Source organism: Flavobacterium sp. Flavsp81, assembly GCF_059491325.1.
Window position 1 is genome coordinate 4,104,647 of record NZ_CP168505.1, and the last position, 21,628, is coordinate 4,126,274.

General features: G+C 33.7%; 15 protein-coding genes. 3 read left to right on the plus strand and 12 right to left on the minus strand.

Features of this window, described 5'->3' with window-relative positions; all coding sequences use genetic code 11:
• Positions 1–109 precede the first annotated feature (109 nt).
• Positions 110–2,158, minus strand: coding sequence for an insulinase family protein (locus ACEN92_RS17295; RefSeq protein ID WP_495639579.1), 2,049 nt, complete (start codon positions 2,156–2,158; stop codon positions 110–112).
• 12 nt (positions 2,159–2,170) lie between these two features.
• Positions 2,171–3,493, minus strand: coding sequence for a M16 family metallopeptidase (locus ACEN92_RS17300; protein WP_495639580.1), 1,323 nt, complete (start codon positions 3,491–3,493; stop codon positions 2,171–2,173).
• Positions 3,494–3,770: 277 nt separating this feature from the next.
• Here ACEN92_RS17300 and rplU point away from each other — a divergent pair, with 277 nt between their 5' ends.
• Positions 3,771–4,208, plus strand: a complete 438-nt coding sequence (gene rplU, locus ACEN92_RS17305) for a 50S ribosomal protein L21 (protein WP_495639581.1) — start codon at positions 3,771–3,773, stop codon at positions 4,206–4,208.
• Between the two features lie 24 nt (positions 4,209–4,232).
• Positions 4,233–4,493, plus strand: coding sequence for a 50S ribosomal protein L27 (rpmA, locus tag ACEN92_RS17310; protein WP_007805051.1), 261 nt, complete (start codon positions 4,233–4,235; stop codon positions 4,491–4,493).
• Positions 4,494–4,752: 259 nt separating this feature from the next.
• Here rpmA and ACEN92_RS17315 read toward each other — a convergent pair whose 3' ends face one another.
• Both ACEN92_RS17315 and ACEN92_RS17320 read right to left on the minus strand, forming a co-directional pair.
• The gene (locus tag ACEN92_RS17315) at positions 4,753–7,506 is read right to left on the minus strand and encodes an AsmA family protein (protein ID WP_495639582.1); all 2,754 of its coding nucleotides are present in this window, start codon (positions 7,504–7,506) and stop codon (positions 4,753–4,755) included.
• Between the two features lie 60 nt (positions 7,507–7,566).
• Entirely contained in the window at positions 7,567–8,148 is a 582-nt protein-coding gene (locus ACEN92_RS17320; RefSeq protein ID WP_495639583.1) for a MiaE family protein, read from the minus strand.
• A 111-nt stretch (positions 8,149–8,259) separates the two neighbouring features.
• On the opposite strand from ACEN92_RS17320, the gene ACEN92_RS17325 reads away from it, so the two are divergent.
• Positions 8,260–9,504, plus strand: coding sequence for a glycosyltransferase (locus ACEN92_RS17325; protein WP_495639584.1), 1,245 nt, complete (start codon positions 8,260–8,262; stop codon positions 9,502–9,504).
• On the opposite strand, the gene ACEN92_RS17330 is transcribed toward ACEN92_RS17325, so the two are convergent.
• The 8 genes from ACEN92_RS17330 to porU all read right to left on the minus strand — a co-directional run bounded on the left by ACEN92_RS17330 (position 9,501) and on the right by porU (position 21,590).
• Positions 9,501–10,379, minus strand: a complete 879-nt coding sequence (locus tag ACEN92_RS17330; RefSeq protein ID WP_495639585.1) for a helix-turn-helix domain-containing protein — start codon at positions 10,377–10,379, stop codon at positions 9,501–9,503. The two genes, ACEN92_RS17325 and ACEN92_RS17330, sit on opposite strands and share 4 nt — an antisense overlap.
• Before the next feature lie 95 nt (positions 10,380–10,474).
• Positions 10,475–11,005, minus strand: a complete 531-nt coding sequence (locus ACEN92_RS17335; protein WP_495639586.1) for a carboxymuconolactone decarboxylase family protein — start codon at positions 11,003–11,005, stop codon at positions 10,475–10,477.
• A 190-nt stretch (positions 11,006–11,195) separates the two neighbouring features.
• Complete coding sequence (locus ACEN92_RS17340; RefSeq protein ID WP_495639587.1) at positions 11,196–13,055, minus strand: hydrolase/aminopeptidase; 1,860 nt, start codon at positions 13,053–13,055, stop codon at positions 11,196–11,198.
• 111 nt (positions 13,056–13,166) lie between these two features.
• Positions 13,167–14,795: a dihydrolipoamide acetyltransferase family protein gene (locus tag ACEN92_RS17345; RefSeq protein WP_495639588.1), complete on the minus strand. Its 1,629-nt coding sequence runs from the start codon at positions 14,793–14,795 to the stop codon at positions 13,167–13,169.
• 7 nt (positions 14,796–14,802) lie between these two features.
• Entirely contained in the window at positions 14,803–15,801 is a 999-nt protein-coding gene (gene pdhA / locus ACEN92_RS17350; protein ID WP_007805064.1) for a pyruvate dehydrogenase (acetyl-transferring) E1 component subunit alpha, read from the minus strand.
• Positions 15,802–15,959: 158 nt separating this feature from the next.
• Positions 15,960–16,442, minus strand: a complete 483-nt coding sequence (gene cdd, locus ACEN92_RS17355) for a cytidine deaminase (RefSeq protein WP_495639589.1) — start codon at positions 16,440–16,442, stop codon at positions 15,960–15,962.
• A gap of 74 nt (positions 16,443–16,516) precedes the next feature.
• Positions 16,517–17,707 carry a type IX secretion system outer membrane channel protein PorV gene (porV, locus tag ACEN92_RS17360; RefSeq protein WP_495639590.1) on the minus strand — a complete coding sequence of 397 codons (1,191 nt, stop codon included), beginning with the start codon at positions 17,705–17,707 and terminating at the stop codon, positions 16,517–16,519.
• A gap of 49 nt (positions 17,708–17,756) precedes the next feature.
• Positions 17,757–21,590: a type IX secretion system sortase PorU gene (gene porU, locus ACEN92_RS17365; protein ID WP_495639591.1), complete on the minus strand. Its 3,834-nt coding sequence runs from the start codon at positions 21,588–21,590 to the stop codon at positions 17,757–17,759.
• Positions 21,591–21,628 lie beyond the last annotated feature (38 nt).

Genomic DNA, 21,628 nt, shown 5'->3' on the forward strand with positions numbered 1-21,628 from the left:
TAGGGTGACAAAAATAATAGGTAAAAAAAAGCTTTGTCAAAGGTTTAAATTTGACAAAGCTTCTAAAAAAAGTCTTAGTATCCCGGTAGCTTAGCAACTCAGAACCTTTCTATAAAAAATCAGTTTCAGAAACTCCTTCGTTAATTTTGATGTCTGACATTTTGATATCTAATTCAAAACCTACGTTCTGAACAATATTGAAAGGAACTTTTACACCTTTTACTTCCTTATAATCCTTAAAGTAAGTTGTGAGTGTTGTTGATTGTCCGCTTTGTTCTTTTACTTTTAGTTTGGCAACTTTTAAACCTGATTTTACATCATAATAGTAAATAGTTTTACCGTCTTTTATCGAATAGGCGTCATTACCATTTATGGATTCTATTCCTTCTACTTTAAGATCTGTTCTCTTGCTCAGTCTTAATTCTTCAAAAGGAGTTGCGCTTGCTTTCATTTCGGACAAATCATCGCCTTTCAGATCTTTACGCTGTCCTTGTTGCTCGATATAGGCACCTTTATCATTGACTACTTGTTTCATTAAAGCCATACTTCCCATGGAAAGTGAAACCATCATTTTTCCTTTTGAATCCAGTTTTGAAGTAAAACTTAAAGGAGTTGGAGCCTGCGGAATTGTTGTTGTACCATTCATAGCAAGCGTTTTTACAGCAGAAACTGCTTTTTCTCCGCCAATTGCTTTAATATAATTATCAAAAACAGTTTTTGCTGTAATTCCGGCCGGAGCTTCTTTTTTTAAACTGGGTTTTTCAGTTGGATTTCCGTATTTATCAAAATAGAAAATAGGAATTTGAAGTTTTTCTAAACCAGGAATTACTTCTGAACCTTTCCCCACAATTACGATTCGTAAATTATCAAGGAGGAAATATTTATTGGCTACACGATAAATATCGTCAGCAGAAACATTATTTATGGTTTGAATATATTTTTCATAGAAATCAGCGGGAAGTTTTTCTGTTTCAATATTCAATGCGTAACGGGCAACAGTTTGAGGTTTTTCAACCTGCATTACAAATCTTCCGATATAACCGGCCTTTACATTTTTTAATACATCCTCAGAAACTTTTTCGGTTCGGATTCTTTTGATTTCTTTTATGAATTCAACAACAGCACTATCTGTGACACTATTTCGAACTGCAGATGTAGCTTTGAATTTGGTTACGTATTTTCCGCTTCCAATATTAGAATTTGCTCCGTAAGTCCACGCGTGCTGCTCTCTTAAATTCATATTCAGGTAACTATTGAAATCCCCTCCTAAAATTTGATTTGCAATTACTGCAGGAAAAAAATCAGGATCGCTCATTTTTAAATTAACAGTGTTTACCAATGAAATTTCAGATTGTACTGCATTTGGAACATCAACAAAATCAATTTGAAGTTTAGAAACATTTTCCGGATCCGGATATGATTTTTTTGGAGCAGTTTGCTTTTTCCACGCACCAAAAAGTTTTTCTACAGTCTTCTTTACGTCTTTAAATTTTACATCTCCAATTATAACTAAATAAGCATTTTCAGGTACAAAGTAAGTATTGTAATTAGTTTGAATATCCTCTAATGTAACATTTTTTAATGTTTCTTCAGAGATATATTCTCCCGAAGGATGGCTTTTTCCAAAGGCTAAAACATCCACTACACGATTTGCAATTGCCGGGACACTTTTTTCATCGGCTTTAAGGCTTTCAAGTAATTTTGCTTTTTCTTTATCAAATTCTGATTGTGTAAAATTTGGCTGTAAAGCACCTTCAGCCAAAAGTTCTAAAACACGTCCTGAATATTTTGACAGAGAACTTGCTGATGCACCTTGTGATGAAAAGTTAAGACTTGCTCCGTAAAAATCAATTTCTTCGTTAAAAGCTTCTTTGGTTGTTTTTTTAGAACCGTTACCGATTAAACTACTGGTCAATTCGTTAACACCTTTTTTATCGCCTTCTGTAAAAGGGGCGTTGTCTAAAGTAAGATTGAAGCTTACTCTGGGTAATTTATGATTTTCAACTACCAAAACCTTCATGCCGTTTGCCAAAGTAAAAGTTTGCGGTTTTTTAATGTTGACTACCGGGGGATTGCCTGGTTTTGGTTGTGGACGATCTTGTGCTTGCATAATTCCAGTTAGGAATAAAAAGATTAAAAATGTATGTATTTTTTTCATGATTCTATATTCTTAGTTTTGAACTTTTTTGGAAGGAATATAATCCAAAATTAAACGCTGGTTAGGGTTTAAATACTTTTTGGCAACTTCTCTGATTTCTTCTCTTGTAATAGAGTGATAAAGGTCAATTTCAGTATTAATAAGGTTTACGTCTCCATAAAGCAAATAAAAAGAAGCTAAATTTTCAGCAATTCCTTCAACGCTGGCATTTGCATTGACAAAATTATTATCGAATTTATTTTGTAATTTTTCATAATCTTTCTCAGAAATCAAATCGGTTTGAATTTTTACGATTTCTTCATCCATTTCTTTTAAAATGTCTGTAGTTGTATACGTACCCATTGGCAAACCATATAAAATGTACATTCCGTAGTCTTCCTGATTAAATCCTACAGCACCAATTTGAAGTGCCATTTTTTTATCATCGACTATTTTCTTGTACAATTTAGAACTTTTTCCGTCGCTTAAATAGGAAGAAATTAAATCTAAAACTCTTGCATCTCTTGATTTCATTGATGGTGTTCTATACGAAGCAACCACCATCGGAATCTGGATATTCGGATCTTCGTAAGTTGCTTTTATCGTTTGAGTAATAGGCTCTTCGGTAAAAGTTTGTTTTTTCACTTCTTCACCTTTCGGGATTGGACCAAAGTATTTCTGAATCCATTCTTTGGTTTTGGCTTTGTCAAAATCGCCGGCAACAACTAAAACGGCATTATTTGGAGTGTAGAATTTTTTATTAAAAGCCTGGAATTCTTCAAGAGTTGCAGCATCTAAATCTTTCATGGAGCCAATTGTAGTCCAGCGATACGGATGGTTTTTGAACATATTTTCTTTTACAACCGGCAAAATGTTTCCGTAAGGCTGATTGTCGTAACGCAGTCTTTTTTCTTCTTTTACGACTTCATTTTGTGTATCAACTCCAATTTGGTTAATAATTGGATGCATCAGTCTCTCAGATTCCATCCACAAACCAAGTTCTAAGCTGTTAGAAGGGAAAACTTCGTAATAATAAGTTCTGTCGTCAGTGGTATTGGCATTGTTGACACCGCCATTTGCAGTAACAATTTTCATCCATTCGCCTCTTTTTATGTTTTTAGTTCCTTCAAATAATAAATGTTCAAAGAAATGTGCGAAACCTGTTCGGTCCGGTCGTTCGTCTTTAGATCCTACGTGATACATTACAGATGTAATAACAACAGGAGCAGAAGGGTCGTTGTGCAAAATAACGTGCATGCCGTTATCTAAATTGTATTCTTCAAAAGCTACTTTTTGAGCATGAGCTACTCCTCCGAGCATTAATGTAGCACTTAATATCATTATTGAATTTTTCATAAAGATTAATAATTTTTATTTACCTAAAATATTATAATAGGTAGCCAAGAGTTGATTATAGTTACATCAAAAATAACTTTTTTTAATTATCATTTAAAATTTCGTCTTTATTTTGATGATATTTTAACAATCTTTCATCTCTAAATCGCTTTAAAAATGCTAAAAATGTGTTGTAAAACCGACTTTAAACAGAAAAAAATATTTTTGAAATAAGGGATTGCACAGTAAATTATTAATTGTATATTTGCAACCTTAAAAATCAATAAATCAATTTGGTATGTATGCAATCGTAGAGATAGCAGGGCAACAATTTAAAGTAAGCAAAGACTTAAAGGTTTATGTTAACCGTTTGACTAACGAAGAAGGTTCAAAAGTTTCTTTTGACAAAGTTCTTTTAGTTGATGATAACGGAAGCATAACTTTAGGCGCCCCAGCTATAGAAGGTGCTTCAGTAGAAGCTAAAGTGTTACAACACTTAAAAGGAGATAAAGTTATCGTTTTCAAAAAGAAAAGAAGAAAAGGATACAAAAAAAGAAATGGTCACAGACAATATCTTACTCAAATTGTAATTGAAGGTATTACTGCAGCAGGAGGAACTAAAAAAGCAGCAGCTAAAAAAGCGGTTGTAGCAGAGGAAGCAGTTACTGAAGAAGTAGAAGCTCCAAAAGCGAAAAAAGCAGCTCCAAAAGCAAAAAAAGAAGCTACTAAAGAATAATAACAATATTTAAACTCATACGTCATGGCTCACAAGAAAGGTGTCGGTAGTTCGAAGAATGGTAGAGAATCAGAATCAAAACGTTTAGGCGTTAAGATTTTTGGAGGACAAGCTGCTATTGCTGGGAACATCATCGTTAGACAAAGAGGTTCAAAACATAATCCAGGTGAAAACGTTTACATCAGTAAAGATCACACTCTACACGCAAGAGTAGATGGAGTTGTTAAGTTCCAAAAGAAAAGAGATAACAAATCTTATGTATCTATCCTTCCATTCGAAGCATAATCATTAGATTACTTATTACAAAACCCGTTCTGAAAAGAACGGGTTTTTTTATATAATGTTTTTTGTTTATGCGCGATTTGTCTTCCCAGGTACGATCCGTAAGAAACTAACACAAAGTTTATCTACAATCGAGCTACTTGTGGAGATCCCTCGCGCTTCGGTATGAGAAGATTATGTGTGAAGTTGTTAGAAAAAAGCCTTTGTCAAAGTTTAAAACTTTGACAAAGGCTAATTTATGTTTGGTAGAAATCGGAATCTATTACTCTGTATCCTTCGTCTCTTCGAGATCTTCAGTCTTACTTCCCACTTTTATTTTCGGATTGTCTTGTGTTCCGGTAATGGTTAACGGAATTCCAAAAATACCTAAAGGAGGCAATCCTAAACGCATTTTTAAATTTAGTTTTCCGTCTAAACTTGTAGTTCCTTCAATTCGGGGCCTGAAACCTGCAAATTTAAATTTAAAACGTTCAATCGTCATAATATTATTCCTAATGGTGCTTTTGATTTCTACTTTTGAAAGGTCAGGGTTTTTAATCGCCTCAGAATTTGTTTTTTTACTGACGGCATTAAACATTTTTAATCCTCTTACTTTTACATCTTTTATTGAAAGTGTTCCTCCTCCACTAAGTGATGGATATACAGGGTCCATATTGCCATTTAAGCGCCCTTTTAGTTGATAATCCAAAGATACAATTCCTTGAGCTTTCCCGGCAGCGCTGGCCATTTTTCTGAAAGCTTCAATTTCATTATAGGCTCTTTTTATATCAAAATCAGTTGCTTTAATGTTGTAATCAAAGTTTGCTTTTTGAGTAGTTATCGATTGATAATTTGCATTCATAGCAACATTACAGCCAATTAAATTAAAACCGGTATTTTGCATGCTCAGTTTTCCTTTGCGCAATTTTAAATTTCCACTTGCATTTTGAATATTCAATTTATCAAAACCTACTTTTTGAGCATTGGCCAGTAACTGTAAATCTAAATTGTTCGGAATTATAATAACTCCCGTTTGTGTTTCTGTTTGAGAAGTTTTATTTTGAGTTTCGGTTTGTGGTACAGCTGTGTTTGTAGTTGTATTCGACATAAATTCATCAATATTTATGTATTGTGCAGAAACTTTAAAAGAGCCTTTTAGAATTCCGGTTTTACTGGTAGCGTAGTTAAAAACGTTCTGTAAATAACCATTCATCTTAAAATCTGATTCACCGTAAGCAGCCAAAAAGTTATTGAAAGACATTTTATCCTGATTAATTTTAAAAATACCTTCCTTGATTATAAATTTTTTAGGCAAATATTCAGAAACTATTCCGATGTTCCTAAGTTCAAGGGTTCCTTTATTGTTTAATTTATTGTAATTTCCTTTTTCAGCATCACTTTGTTTGCCTTTCAAAACCAAATCAGCTTTTACGAAACCGTCTAAATCAAGTCCTTTTTGAGAGAAAACTTTATATATTTTGTTAACATCAAGTTCGCCTTTTGCTTTGATATCATAATTTAAATCATCAAAATTGCTTAAATCTGCTTGTACAAAAACAGGTTTTCCTTCAAAAGTAAATTGAGCAGGTTTCAGGTTAACTTTCAAGTCCTGAAAAGTTCCTTTTTGATTCTCAATTTTAGTTTTTACAACAATATTGGTAATCGGATTTGGATAATATTTTGTTTTTAAATAGCCATTTTTCAAGTCAATTACTCCATTTGTAACCGGGAAAAGTTTTTTCTTCTGATCAAATTTCCCTTTTGCTTTAACCTCTCCCACTAAAATTCCTTTTAATGTTAAATCAGGTATTCCGAGTCCTTTATTTAATTTTTCAAGATCCATCTTAGCTTTAAAATCACCATTAATGTCAGGAGTATTCATACCTTTCATATAAAATTTCGATTTTAAATAATCCTTGCCTATATTTAAAGATAAATTTTTGGCATCAACAATTAAAAGGTCCGGATTTAAAGAAGGAACGGTGGTTTTTATCTCAATATTTAAATTTGAAACCGGAAAAGCACTTTTGTTATAGTTTACAAATCCGTTATCGATTTTTAAATCAAGATTTAAATCGGGAGCAATATTTTGTGAAGCAATGTAATTACCCTTTAAAGTAAAAAGTAAATTAGTGTTTCCTTTTATTTCTGTCTTAGAAAGCCAGGTAATGTATTTTGGAGGGAAAGCGGTAAAAACATCATATAAATCACTATTGTCTGATTTTATGACAAAATCCATATTGTAGCCATCTTTTAAGAACTCAAATTTCCCTTTGAAATCGACTAAAAGCTGATTGATTTTTAAGTTGTTTTGTTCAAAGAAGAAGGATAAAGAGTTTACATTCACTTTAGTAATCAAATCTGCATCGATCTGCTTATTCATTAAATAGGATTCATTTTCATAGATAACATTTAATTTTTCAATTTTTGCTTTCGAATATAAATCGAAAACTGCTTTATCTAAATTTCCTTTTCCTAAGTAATTAAATCCAAATGCATCAAAATGTACTTTTGTAGATTGATCATCATAAATGATTTTACTGTTTATGATTTCGATACTTTCCAGTTTTAATGCTGTGTCAGTAGTGTCTTTAGGCTTTTCCTGAGTTGATGAAGATTTATAAATATTATAATTCGCTTCTCCATTTTTATTTACTTTTACATTAATAAACGAATCAGATAAATAAATCTGGTCAATTTTTACTGACTTACTAAAAATCAAACTCGCGACATTTATTCCAAAAGAGATTTCTTTTGCTGTTATAAATTTTTCGTTCTTATAAGGTGCAGACCCATTTAAATTTAAGTCGTTTAATGTTAAAGTTAAAGATGGAAAATGGCGAAAAAATGATACGGAAACATCAGAATAATTAAGTTCCGCACTAAGTTTTTCGTTTGCAGTTTTTTTAATTTGCTCCTTAATTTTATCAGCAAAAACAATTGGTGTTAAAAATAAAAGCCCTAAAATTACGGCAAAAGTTATTCCGGTGTATTTTGCTATTTTAAAGAAGATGGATTTTTTTTTATTTTTTGACATTACAAAAATGTTATTTTTAAATGTGGAATACGTTGATGTTTAAATTAAAAAGGTGTCAGGTTATCCGTGTACGGTTTCGCTTTTTCCATAATTACTAATGATAGAACCTTCGTATTCAATCCATTCTTTCCAGCGCTTATCAATATCTATATTGTCTGTATATTTTCGGGCAAATCCTAAAAAAGTAGTATAATGCCCTGCTTCAGAAATCATCAAATCACGATAAAATTTAGCCAATTCTTCGTCTTTTATGTTTTCAGAAAGAACTTTAAAACGCTCACAGCTTCTGGCTTCGATCATCGCAGAAAATAATAAACGATCACAAAGTGCATCTTTTCGGCTGCCATCTTTTTTCATGAATTTAAAAAGCTCATTTACATAATGGTCTTTTCTTTCACGCCCCAGCGTCAGGCCTCTTTTTTTGATTAAGTCATGAACCATTTGCAGATGCTCTAATTCTTCTCTGGCAATAACCAGCATTTCAGTTACTAATTCTTCTAATTCAGAGTTGTAAGTGACCAGACTTATTGCATTTGAAGCTGCTTTTTGCTCACACCAAGCATGATCCGTTAGAATTTCTTCAATATTTGATTCTACAATATTTACCCAGCGAGGGTCTGTGGCTAATTTTAATCCCAGCATGATTTACAGAAATTTATTTGATGCAAAATTAGTCTTTTTATAACCGAAAATTCCGAAATATCGTGTAATTACGCGTAAAAAAGCATTATTTTGTATCTTCAAACAATTAAAATGAATCAAATAAAAAAACTCTTAATCATTGGTTTTGTCTGGCCCGAACCAAATTCATCCGCGGCTGGTGGCAGAATGATGCAATTGATTTCTATTTTTAAGGAAAATGGATTTGAAATTACATTTGCAAGCCCGGCTTTAGACAGTGATTTTATGGTTGATTTGGCTGCTTTTGGAATTGAAAAACGAGCTATCGAATTAAATAATTCGAATTTTGATGATTTTGTAATTGAATTAAATCCGAACGTGGTTTTGTTTGATCGTTTTATGATTGAAGAACAATTTGGCTGGAGAGTTTCTGAAAATTGCCCAAAAGCCATAAGATTATTAGATACTGAGGATTTACATTGTTTAAGGATTGCAAGACAAAAAGCATTTAAGGAAAACAGAATTTTTGAGCTATATGATTTATTGTCGGAAGAAGTGGCAAAGCGTGAAATCGCCAGTATTTTAAGATGTGATTTATCTTTGATTATTTCAGAGTTTGAGATAAAAATTTTAATGAATGTTTTTAAAATTGATCCTAAATTGTTGTTTTATCTGCCTTTTTTGGTTGATGAAATGAATGAAAAGAGTCTTCTGGATTTGCCTTTATTTGAATACCGCGAGAATTTTGTTTTTATCGGGAATTTTCTTCATGAGCCCAATTGGAATACCGTTCAATACTTGAAAGAAACAATCTGGCCATTAATTAGAAAAGACCTTCCAGAAGCTGTTTTGCAGGTTTATGGTGCCTATCCATCGCAAAAAGTCTTGCAATTGCATCAGCCTAAAAATGGCTTTTTTATTAAGGGAAGGGCTGCTGATGCGAATGAAATTGTAAAAAGTATCAGAGTTGTTTTGGCACCAATTCGTTTTGGCGCAGGTTTAAAAGGTAAATTATTAGAAGCCATGCAATGCGGAACGCCAAGTGTAACAACAGAAATTGGAGCAGAGGCAATGCATGCTGATTTGCCCTGGAACGGATTTATTACCAATGACATGGAGATTTTTGCCAAACAAGCTGTAGAATTGTATCAAAATAAAAATCTTTGGAAACAATCTCAAAAAAACGGAATAGCAATTGTAAATAAATGCTATCAAAAAAGTCAATTTGCTTCTTTATTAATTGATGAAGTTGATGCATTAATGCTTGATTCTGAAAACCATCGTCTCCATAATTTTATGGGAAGCCTGTTGCAGCATCATACTTTAAAAAGCACAAAATACATGGCAAAATGGATTGAAGCTAAAAATAAAAATTAGGCTTGCATTTTTCCAAACCCAACTGTTTCACGATAAATTTGAGGTGAAACATCTGCATTGGTTTTAAAGAAACGGCTGAAATAATGCTCGTCGTCATAACCTAATTCGTAGGCAATTTCTTTGACCGTTTTGTTGGTCATGTATAATTCTCTTTTCGCCTCAATAATGATTCTTTCCGAAATTAAATCGGTTAGTGTTTTGTTAAAATAATTCTTGGATAATTTGGCTAATGCCTTCGGAGAAATATTTAATAAATCAGCATAATTTCCTGCTGAATGTTTGGTTTTGAAATTCAGTTCAATCGCATCTTTTAGATTTTGAAGAATAAAAGGTTCTTTAGAATCAGAAATAGAATTCATTTCTTCTAATTGTTCTGTTTTTAATCTTGAAGCTGTAATTAAAAAGATTTTCAAATATGAAATAAGCAATTCATATTGTGCTAATTCTGTATTTTTAATCTCAGCTTTCATTTGTTCTAACACCATTTTAAAAGTCTGTGCAGCTTGTTCTGTAACCTTCACATAAGGCGGCTGATAAATGTTGTTGAATAAAACACCATTGCACGAAACTTCTTTTTGGTGCATGTGAATACAATAAAAATCGGGATGAAAGTGAATCGCAATTCCTTCAATTGATTCGTTTACACAAAGCATAAAGGGTTGATACGGAGAAAAGGCGAGGAGAGAGTTTTCTTCAAAAGAATGTTCTGCAAAATCGGCTTTGACTTTGCCTTTTCCTTTGGTTATCCATATTAAAGAGTAATGATTATTGCGCTGTAAATGATCAAAATGAATGTTGTCTTCAAATGGAAGAATTTTGAATGCTAAATTATCAGTTTGCGGATTTATTAAAGTGGAAACATTTTGAGAACCCATAAAGTGCTGTTTTTAAAAATATAAAGATAGTCATGAAAAGAATTCACAACTATCTTTATAAATTGTTTTTATTATAGTGATTGCATACTTCTTAATTAAACTGCAGGAAAGTCAATTTCAGTATTGGCAACGTTGTTGAAGTAGTTTGTTAGAACATTCAATGCTACGTGAGCTATTGTTTCTGTAATTTCTGCATCAGTAACTCCGATATTTTTTACTTTATTTACATCTTCATCGTTTACTAAACCATTTTTGCTGATTAATGTTTTAGCTAATTGTAAAATAGCTTCTGTTTTAAGGTCATTTGAATTTCCTGTTCTTGCTGCTTTTAAAACTGCCGGAGCTGCTTTAACTAATTTTTCTCCAATATAAGTATGAGCTGCTAAACAGTAATCACATGAATTGCTTTCTGAAACTGCCAAAGCAATTAATTCACCTGTTTTTACGCTTAATTTTCCGTGGCTTAATGCACCGCTTAAGTTTAAATATCCTTCAAGAACTGCCGGAGAATTTCCCATCGTTCTCATCATGTTTGGAACAACGCCTAATTTTGCTTGTACAGCGTTGAATAAATCTTTAGTTTTTCCTGTTGCTTCTTCCGGGTTTAATGCTGTTAATCGTGTCATCTTTATTTTAGTTTTTAAGTTATAATTATTTGTTGTCTTTTGACATTACAAAGTTGCGACGATTACAGATTTTAGAACATGGAGAATTCACGCTATGTGATGGATAATTTTCCCTGGCACTTTTTTGAATAAAAAATCCCCAACTATACAGAGATGATTGGGGGATTTAAGAATATTAAGTTGAATATTTTTATTTCAAAATGCCTTCAACAGCCTGAATTGTTGTTGCATGGTAGCCAGATTTAGCTTTTTCGAAGATTTGTTTTGCCCAAACTTTTCCTTCGGGAGTTTTGACCATTTCTTTATAAAGCATCATTACCGATCCTGTTCTGCTGATTGAAATTAAAAATTGTTCAATCGCTGGATAAGCTGGTTTGTATTGATGAATTAATGCCTGAACAAACCATTGACGTTTGATAATGAAATTTCCGCCTTTCGTAAAGTTGAATTCATTATCTATTGCTTCCATTTCTTTTGCTGTAATATCATTAGGAAGATGATCTATAAAATGTTGCTTTTCTGCAGTTGTCGTGATTTTTTTGCTTAAACCTGCAACACCAGTTTCTCTCCAGCTTTTTTGAATTTTATCAATAGCATCAAAATCGGCAGAACTTACAGGAACAATGTTTGATGGAATCCCAGGTTTGTAAATCCAGTCTTCTAATTTGATTTTATCTTCTAAACCTTTATCGTCTTTGATAAGATTTTCATTGATATATTTAACGAAATCCTCTGTTGTAATTGATTGGAAAGCGTGAGAATCAAAATAGTTTTTGATGAACGGATCGAATTTTTCACGTCCCACAGCATTTTCAATAACTCTTAAAAAAGCATATCCTTTTACATAAGGAATCATATTGATTCCGTCATCTGGATTTCTTCCTGTCAAACTAACTTTTAGTCTTGTGTCTGGACTTGTATTACCATATTCAGCAACGTTATCAGTTAATTCTTTATTTGTGATAACATTTTGCATTTCAAATTCTTTCTTTCCGAAAATAGCTTCTCCAATTCTGTGCTCTACATAAGTAGTAAAACCTTCGTTTAGCCAAATGTCATCCCAGGTTGCGTTTGTGACTAAATTTCCACTCCAGCTGTGGCCTAATTCATGTGCCAATAAACTCGTTAACGAGCGGTCGCCGGCAATAACTCCCGGTGTTAGAAACGTTAAATTTGGATTTTCCATTCCCCCATAAGGAAAGCTCGGAGGTAAAACCAATACATCGTAACGCCCCCAACGGTAAGGCCCGTAAAGTTTTTCAGCCGCTACAACCATTTTTCCGAGTTCTGCAAACTCCCATGCTGCTTTTTTTAGCATAGATGGTTCTGCGTAAACTCCGGTTCTGTTGTCGATCGATTGAAATTCAATATCTCCCACAGCAATCGCCATTAAATAAGACGGAATTGCTTTGTTTTGTTTGAAGGTGTAAACTCCCGTATCATTTTTCTTTTGAGGATTTACAGCGCTCATTACGGCTAATAAATCTTTAGGAACTGTAACTTTTGCGTTATAGGTAAAACGAATTCCCGGTGAATCCTGGCACGGAATCCAGGTACGTGACCAAATGCTTTCTCCCTGAGAAAAAAGAAATGGTTTCTTTTTATCTGCAGTTTGTTCCGGTTTCAGCCATTGTAAAGCTACAGCATCTTTAGTTGTACTGTAATAGATATTTACTTTGGTTGTATTGGGTTCAATTGTAATATGAAGCGGTTTTCCGTGAAATTCAACTTCGGAACCAAGTTCGAATTTGGTTTCTTTTTCGTCATCACCTAATGTTACTTTTGTAATATTAAGCGTGTTTTCATCGAAAATAATTTCGTTTCCTTTGCTGATGTTATCAATTTGCCAGGAAGCTTTTCCTGAAATAGTCTGTGTTTCAAAATCAACTTTGATATCAAGATCTAAATGTTTTACAACGGCTAAATCTGGCTTAGAGAAAGTGTGCTCATCTTTGACGATTACTGTTTCTGTATTAGTTTCTTTGGTGGTTTCTTTTTTCTGACAGGCTAGTGCTGTCAAAAATAAAGTCAGGAGAAATATTTTTTTCATAGTTCTAAAAGTTGAATTATGAATCTAAATTAAATAAAAAATCCCGTTTTGAAGTTCAAAACGGGATTTTAAAATAAATATAATAATCCTGACCCTGGTCAGGCTGACAAATTACGCCAACATAGTAACCGGGCTTTCGATGTATTGTTTTAATGTTTGTAAAAATTGAGCTCCGGTAGCACCGTCAATTGTTCTGTGGTCACAAGCCAATGATAACATCATTGTGTTTCCAACTACAATCTGACCATTTTTAACAACTGGTTTCTCAACAATTGCGCCTACAGAAAGTATGGCAGAGTTTGGCTGGTTAATAATTGAATTGAATTCAGTGATACCAAACATTCCAAGGTTAGAAACTGTAAAAGTGCTTCCTTCCATCTCCTGAGGTCCCAATTTTTTGTTTTTAGCTCTTCCGGCAAGATCTCTTACTGAAGCACCGATTTGAGATAAACTCATAGCATCTGTAAATTTCAATACAGGAACTACTAATCCGTCTTCAACTGCAACAGCAACTCCAATATTTACGTGGTGGTTGATGATGATAGCATCTTCTTTCCACTGAGAGTTAATTTTTGGATGTTTTTTCAATGCTAAAGCACAAGCCTTAATTACCATATCATTAAAAGATACTTTTGTATCCGGAACAGTATTGATTGTTGCTCTTGCTCCCATTGCTTCGTCCATGCTTACTTCAATCACTAAGTTGTAGTGAGGAGCTGTAAATAAAGATTCTGCCAAACGTTTTGCGATAATTTTACGCATTTGAGAGTTTTTGATCTCTTCTGTGAAAACTTCTCCGGCAGGAACAAATACTTTTGGTGCAGCAGCAGTTTCTTGTGGTTTTGCATCAGAAGCAGCTTTAGCAGCAGGTTGCGCAGATGGAGTAAAGTTTTCGATATCGCTTTTTACGATACGTCCGTTTTCTCCTGATCCTTTAACCTGATTTAATTGAATTCCTTTGTCAGAAGCAATTTTCTTTGCCAATGGCGAAGCTATAACTCTTCCGCCTGAAGTATCAGCAACAGTTTCTGTAGCTTTTTCAGCAGCAGGTGCCGCTTTTGTTTCTTCAGCAGGAGCACTTGCAGATGTAGTTCCTCCGGCAGTATAATTTTCAGCAATTCCGGAAATATCAGTTCCTGCAGGTCCTATAATAGCTAATAAGCTATCAACCGGAGCTGTATTTCCTTCCTGAATTCCTATGTATAATAAAGTTCCTTCATTGAAAGACTCAAACTCCATAGTAGCTTTGTCAGTTTCAATTTCGGCTAAAATATCACCTTCAGCAACAGCATCACCTACTTTTTTCAACCAGGTTGCTACTGTTCCTTCTGTCATTGTATCACTCAAACGTGGCATGGTTACAACAATAACACCTTTTGGTAGTTCGGTTGCAGCTTTTGCAGGAGCAGGAGCGTCAGTTTTTGTTTCAGCAGGAGCTTCTGTTTTTGGAGCTTCAGCAGCAGGAGTATCCCCACCGGCTAAAAGAGCAGAAATATCTTCTCCTTCATTTCCAATAATTGCTAATAAAGAATCTACAGGAGCAGTTTCTCCAGCCTGAATTCCGATATGTAAAAGAGTCCCTTCGTTGAAAGATTCGAACTCCATTGTTGCTTTATCTGTTTCAATTTCAGCTAAGATATCACCTTCACTGATTTTGTCGCCTACTTTTTTTAACCAAGTCGCTACCGTTCCTTCCGTCATAGTATCGCTCAAACGAGGCATTGTTACTTTTATCGCCATAATATTTTTATAGTTTATGAGGTGTAAATGGATAGTCTTCTTGTGCGTATACTACATCGTATAATTGTTGTAATTCAGGATATGGAGATTCTTCAGCGAATTTCACACATTCTTCAACCAGGTCTTTAACTCTTTGGTCAATTACTTCAATTTCTTCTTCTGTAGCATATTTTTGATCCATAATTACATCTAAGACTTGTGTAATAGGGTCAATTTTTTTGTATTCTTCCACCTCTTCTTTAGAACGGTATAATTGTGCATCAGACATAGAGTGTCCTCTGTAACGGTACGTTTTCATTTCAAGGAAAGTTGGTCCGTCACCACGACGTGCTCTTTCAATGGCTTCTGTCATTGCTTCAGCAACTTTTACAGGATTCATTCCGTCAACTGGTCCGCAAGGCATTTCGTACCCTAAACCTAGTTTCCAGATATCAGTATGATTTGCAGTTCTTTCTACAGAAGTTCCCATAGCATAACCATTGTTTTCAACGATAAATACAACCGGAAGTTTCCACAACATAGCCATGTTAAAAGCTTCGTGTAAAGAGCCCTGACGAGCAGCGCCATCACCAAAATAGGTCATTGTTACTCCTCCTGTATTGAAGTATTTATCTCCAAAAGCTAATCCTGCACCAACTGGAATCTGACCTCCAACAATACCGTGACCTCCGTAAAAACGGTGCTCTTTTGAGAAAATGTGCATAGAACCTCCCATGCCTTTAGAAGTTCCCGTTGCTTTTCCTAAAAGTTCAGCCATTACACGTCTGGGATCAACTCCCATACCAATTGGCTGTACGTGATTTCTGTATGCAGTAATCATCTTATCTTTTGTCAGGTCCATCGCATGTAAAGCTCCCGCTAATACTGCTTCCTGGCCATTGTAGAGGTGAAGAAATCCTCTTACTTTTTGTTGAATGTATAATGCTGCAAGTTTGTCTTCAAACTTTCTCCAAAGTAGCATGTCTTCATACCACTTTAAGTAAACCTCTTTTGTAACTTCTTTCATCTGAATTCTTTCTTTTGCTAAAGTTGTTTTTTTGTGTTATCAATTATTCCTATAACGCAAAATAGTTTCCTCCCACAAATTTGCGCCCGAAGGTCGGGATGCAAAAATAAGACATTAGATTTAAGAACTAAAATTTAAAAGCTACTTTTTGGTTTTTTTTACAAGAACTTTTTGTCAAACATGAAAGGAAGCAGATTTTTAAGGGATGCTGACTGATAAATTGCGCCTATTTCGCCCATAAAATAGATTTCTATAGGGGTATCTTGTTTAATTTCGTATTCTGCAATTGATTGTCGGCAAGAACCGCATGGAGGAATTGGTGCTTTTGTCTGGTTTGTATCTGAAGCTGCCGTGATAGCAATTTTTAAAATTTTCGCTTCAGGATACCTGCTTCCTGCATAAAAAATCGCTACACGCTCTGCACATAATCCTGATGGATACGCAGCATTTTCCTGATTTGATCCTAAAACTACTTTTCCATTATCCAAAAGTAAGGCAGCACCAACTCTAAATTGTGAGTATGGGGCATAAGCTTTTTTGCGAATCTCAACAGCCTGATCCATTAAGTTTTGAACGTCTTTTGGAAGCTCATCTAACGAATCGTATTCCGAAAATGATGATGTAATGCTTATTTCTTTCATTCTTTTTATGGGAAAAAAAATCCAAATTCCTAAAAAGTAGAAATTTGGATTGTTATTATTGTTTATTTTTTTGTTTAGTATTCTTCGTATTTGTCACCAAAATTAAAGGTTAATGAGAAACGAAGTGTATTTTCTAATGGATTTTTAACTTTTGAAGCAGAGAATAAATAAGATACATCCACTTTTACTATATTATATTTAAATCCGGCTCCTAAAGAGAAGAATTTCATAGCTCCCTTTTCAGGACTTTGATGAAAATATCCTAAACGCATTGAAAATGAGTCCTGATACAAATATTCAGCCCCTACGCTATAAGTGATTTCTTTTAGTTCTTCGCTGAAACCATCCGGTGCATCACCGAAGGATTTAAAAATTCCCGGAACCCATCCTATACTGTTATAATCATTATTTGCTTCCTGAACTCCATCAGTTTCACCCGGGTCTTGAGTATCTCCATCATCATTTAAATCAACCGGTACTGGTTTTTGTTGTGTAGGAACCAATAATTTTGCAAATTCTAAACTCACAGCGACTTTATTATAATCATCCAATATAAAATCAAAACCGGCACCTAATCTTAAATTAGCAGGCAGGAAGTTTGATCCATTATCAGAATCACTTAAATCGTAATTGATTTTTGGACCAAGGTTTTGAAAATTAAAACCGGCTCTCCATCTTCCGTTAAAATCACTGTAAGCGATTTCTTCAGATTGGTAAAATCCGGCAACATCAAAAGCAAATGATCTTGCAGCAGATAAACTTTGCCCTTCTGTAGTAAGACCTAAATTTGAGCTGATGAATCTGGCGCCAACAGCCATCGAAAACATTTCGCTTAACTTTAAGGAATAAGATCCGTCGATTGCATACTCTGATGGCTTAACAACATTTGGCTGATCAGTTTGATTCTCTCTTAATTCAATATCACCAATACTAAAATATCGAACGCTTCCCGCAAAAGCACTTCGTTCGTTAATTTTATTGTAATAGGTTAACTGACTTAAAGATATGTCATTTACCAGATCTGTTAAATAAGGAGTGTAACTCACAGAGAAACCCTGTTTGTCTACTGAAAAAGCATATTTAGCAGGATTCCATTGTTGTGAAAATGCATCTGCAGATGTTGCCACACCCTGATCGGCAAGACCGGCAGCCCTTGCATCAGCAGCAACTAGCAAAAAAGGCACACCGGTAGTAATTGGCCGGTCTTGTGCTTTTGCAAACGAAATGATAAGGAAACAGGATAGTAAGAGCGATATTTTTTTCATTTATGTGGTTAATGGTTGGTTAATATGTTGTTAATTGTACAAATATATATTATAGAATGACAAGTTTTTCATACTTCTCTGCTTTTTTGTTAGTTAAATTAGATTTTACGGTAAGTTTATATACATATACCCCTTTTCCAATTTTGTCTCCAAAATCATCTTTACCATCCCAGGTGATTTCTCGGGATAAAAAGCCCTCAGTAGTAATTGTCTGGTTTTTTGTCCAGACTACTTTTCCGGTTATGGTCATTACCTGAACCTGTACTTCTAAAGGTTCGTAAGGTCTGTTGTGAGAAAACCAAAATTGGGTATAATTGGAGAACGGATTAGGATAATTAAGAACATGAGTTAAGGTTAACGATTCGTCGCCAACCACAATAAATTGTATTTCACTTGTTACGGGATTGTTATAAACATCCCATGCCGTAAAGCTTATTGTATGCATTCCGGCACTCAAATTGCGTAATGGAAAACGTAAATTGCCATTAGTGTAATCATCTAATTTTGTTTGATAGTAATCATTTAAAACATAAGGATTACTAACATCTCCATCTAAAATTGCAACAATATCATGACCAATTCCACTTGCTGTATTGATCCCATTTTCATCTTCCAGAAAAGCTAAAAGAAATGGCGCATCATTTGTAATTCCTCCTGATACAAAAGTTTCATCATTCATATATAACTGCACTTTTGGGCTAATATTGTCCTGAGGTGCATTTTGGTTAATTCCGCCAATTTTTATAATATCATTATAACCCGATTGGTTTTCTAAAACCTCATTTTTTTTGGAATAAAAGCTGATTCTTCCATTGTTAACAGGAATTCTAATATCTCGGGGTACTATAAAACTAAACTCAAACTGACCATTGGTTACAGAAGCGTTTCCTCTAAAAATAGTTTCGCCAAGAGTTTTAAATTGCATTGCAGGACTATTGCCATCGTTATTTAGTGTAATGCTTGTGATAAATTTATCAAAGATAGAAGTTGAAAGCTCACCATTATAATTGCTCAATCTGTTATTATTTTCGTCTGTAATTTCACCTGAGATTTTAATTTTTGCTAATGATTTGAAATCTTCAATTGTTCCTGAAATTGGTACGTCATTTACTTTTGTCAGGTTAATTCGAGGTCTGGGGATGGCTAGCATTAGTGCCGGATCTCCTATGTAAAAAACAACATTGCTGGAAGAACTGGGGCTGTCATTTTTTGAAATTCTAAGAGCTTCAGAAATTGTTGTGTATTTATTTGTTCCAAAGGAAAGTAAATTTCTCATTAGATTATCATTGAAATTTTCAGCATTGTATTGGCCAATAGAACGTATGGTTGTCAGCATTGCAATAGCACCGCCTTTAGGATTCCAATAGGTATATTCGCCTGCTGTTGGTCTTGCTGGGTCATCAAAGCGGGAAAACTCACAGGTTATGGTTATAAACAAAGGATATTTGTATTGATTGTTTAAATTTTGGCTATCTGATTTTTCCCAAATACGTTCAGATGATAAACCGTCTTCTCCACCATGTCCTAAATAATTAAAAACTAAAGCACCTTTCTCAAAAGCATCAAAAAAATCAGTTTTTGCTTTCGGATATCTGGAGCCACCGGCTGATGCTTCTTGTGTATAAGAATCTAAAATAATTTTATCAATATTAAAAAATGGTTTTTCTGTAGCAATTACATCTGCTAAAGCATTTTGACGTGCTTGTAATGAAACATCAGAAGCTTTATCTGAATCATCGCTAATCAAGACAAAATTATTTCTCCAGTTCCCATAAGATTTCGTGTTGTGATATTCTAAAACTTTATTGACCATTTCTTCCGCCTGAGCGTTATCAGAAACTAACATTCTTCCAGCTGCAATGTCTATTCCGCCAAAAAAATAAGTTACATTTCCTTCGTCATTATCCATTAATCCATAGAAATCATCAGAAGCAAATGAAGACTCCCCTGAACTGTTACTGGATAAAGAATGATAAATAGGTACAATGTTGGAATTATTCGATATGCGATCTTTGTAGTCGAATGAAGCATCACCAAAGAGATTCAGGTATTTTATTCTTTTATCTGATGAAGAAGCATTTTTATAAATGTACTTAACACAATTTCGGATAGCAGAAATATCTTGTTTCCCTGATGAGAATTCCTCGTAAATGTTTTCAAGTGAAACAACTTTTACGTTTAGATTAGAATTGTTTCTGTGAAAGTTTGCCAATTTTTCAGCTTGAGTAAGTAAGGACTTTGGGGTAACAATTAAATAATCGATGTCCTGAAAAATATTTTGAGTATTCTTAAAAAGTGTTCCTTTTAAATTTTGATTAGCAATTTTTGATTGTCTTTCTTTTAAAGGAGTATAATAATCTCCCGGATCAATTGCGATATATTTTCTAATTTCTCCTAAAGAAGATTTGAAGCTGAAATTAGATTGATTGTTGTTTTCTGTTTTGGTTACATTATATAGGTCAGTAATATCCCAAATTTGCGAAATTCCAGAAGCGTTTGAAATATTGTAATTTACAATTCCTGATACTGAACTGGCTAAGTCGTATTGAAACTGAAATTGCTTGCCTAGTCCCGTTAGTTTTCTTTTTGCAATTAAATTAATATAATCTAAATATCCTTTTGAGCCGGGAACACCATTATTATTGTAGATTAATTTGATTTTTACATTTTCAGATCCTGTAAAACTTGAGTTGGCAGGTAATTTTCCGGTATAAAATTTTGTATCAGAATTAGATACAATTTGGCCAAATATAATGCTCCCAACATTTTGTCCGTTCGCTGAAACGGTAAAAGAAGTATTTGTAAATGCAGCTGAAGCGCCAACCATTTCAATTTTTATTGGAGTTGTCGTTTCAAGATTTGGAAAATTAAACTCGAATTCCTGTTCCTGATCAATGTCAAAAGATTCTCCAAACCATTGACGTCCTAAATGTGCAATATTGATTTTGTCAATTTCATGAAATTGATGATCATCGAAAGTATTTAGTTCTAAAGTGCTATTTCCTGTGGGTTGATTTGTATTTGAAATTCTTTTTCCATTACCTCCTTGTGTTGTAATATAATAATAAGATTTAGTGTCGTATAAATTAATGTTAGTTTCACTTTCGGTATTCCAATTATTAGTTCCTTCAGCATAAAAAAGAATGTAATCTTCATTGTTGAAAGTACCATCGCTTTCTCCAATAACCTGAATTGCGTTTTCGATTAAATCTTCGGGATAATAAATAGCATTACTTAAAGGAAGCATCCTTCCTCCGTTTCCATAAATTTTAATTTTTTTCGGATCGCTTTTGCTTGTGTCAAAGCCCAGATTTTGTAAAAAAGATCTTGAAATTTTATAAACACCTGATTTTTCAACATAAAAACGGTACCAATCTCCGGATGCTAAAACCGAATTTGAAATAATAGCAGATTTTAAAGCAGATGCTGAATTGTTGTTTTTTGAAGTATTATTTATTGAATAGGAAAAAGATTTAATTCGTTTAAAACTATTTCCTTCTGATATAATTGGCGACAAAGAGATAAAACCTTGTTTTTGATCCCTTGAGATAGCTATTTTAAGTGTTTCGTTTGGTTGCTTTGGAATGTTTGCTAATGATAAATCTCCTAAATCACTAACTTGAACCTGCTCATATATAATATTAGTAATTTGAACACTGCTGCTGTTCGAAAAGTCAGAATAATTGGGTTTAAATAATAGCGATATACTTTTTTTAGCATTGTCATATCGAAAATTATCTCCTGTAAAGTAAGGTATGCTCGTTTTGAATTCACCAAAATTCATTTCTTTTTTGTTATGCCAATCTATCGTCAGCGTTCCATTTTTCTGAGAAAACAAGAAAAATGGAGCCAAAAAAAGGTATAAAAGTATGGTTTGTTTCATAGCTAAAGAAAACGAAATTAAATTTAATATATTTTAGT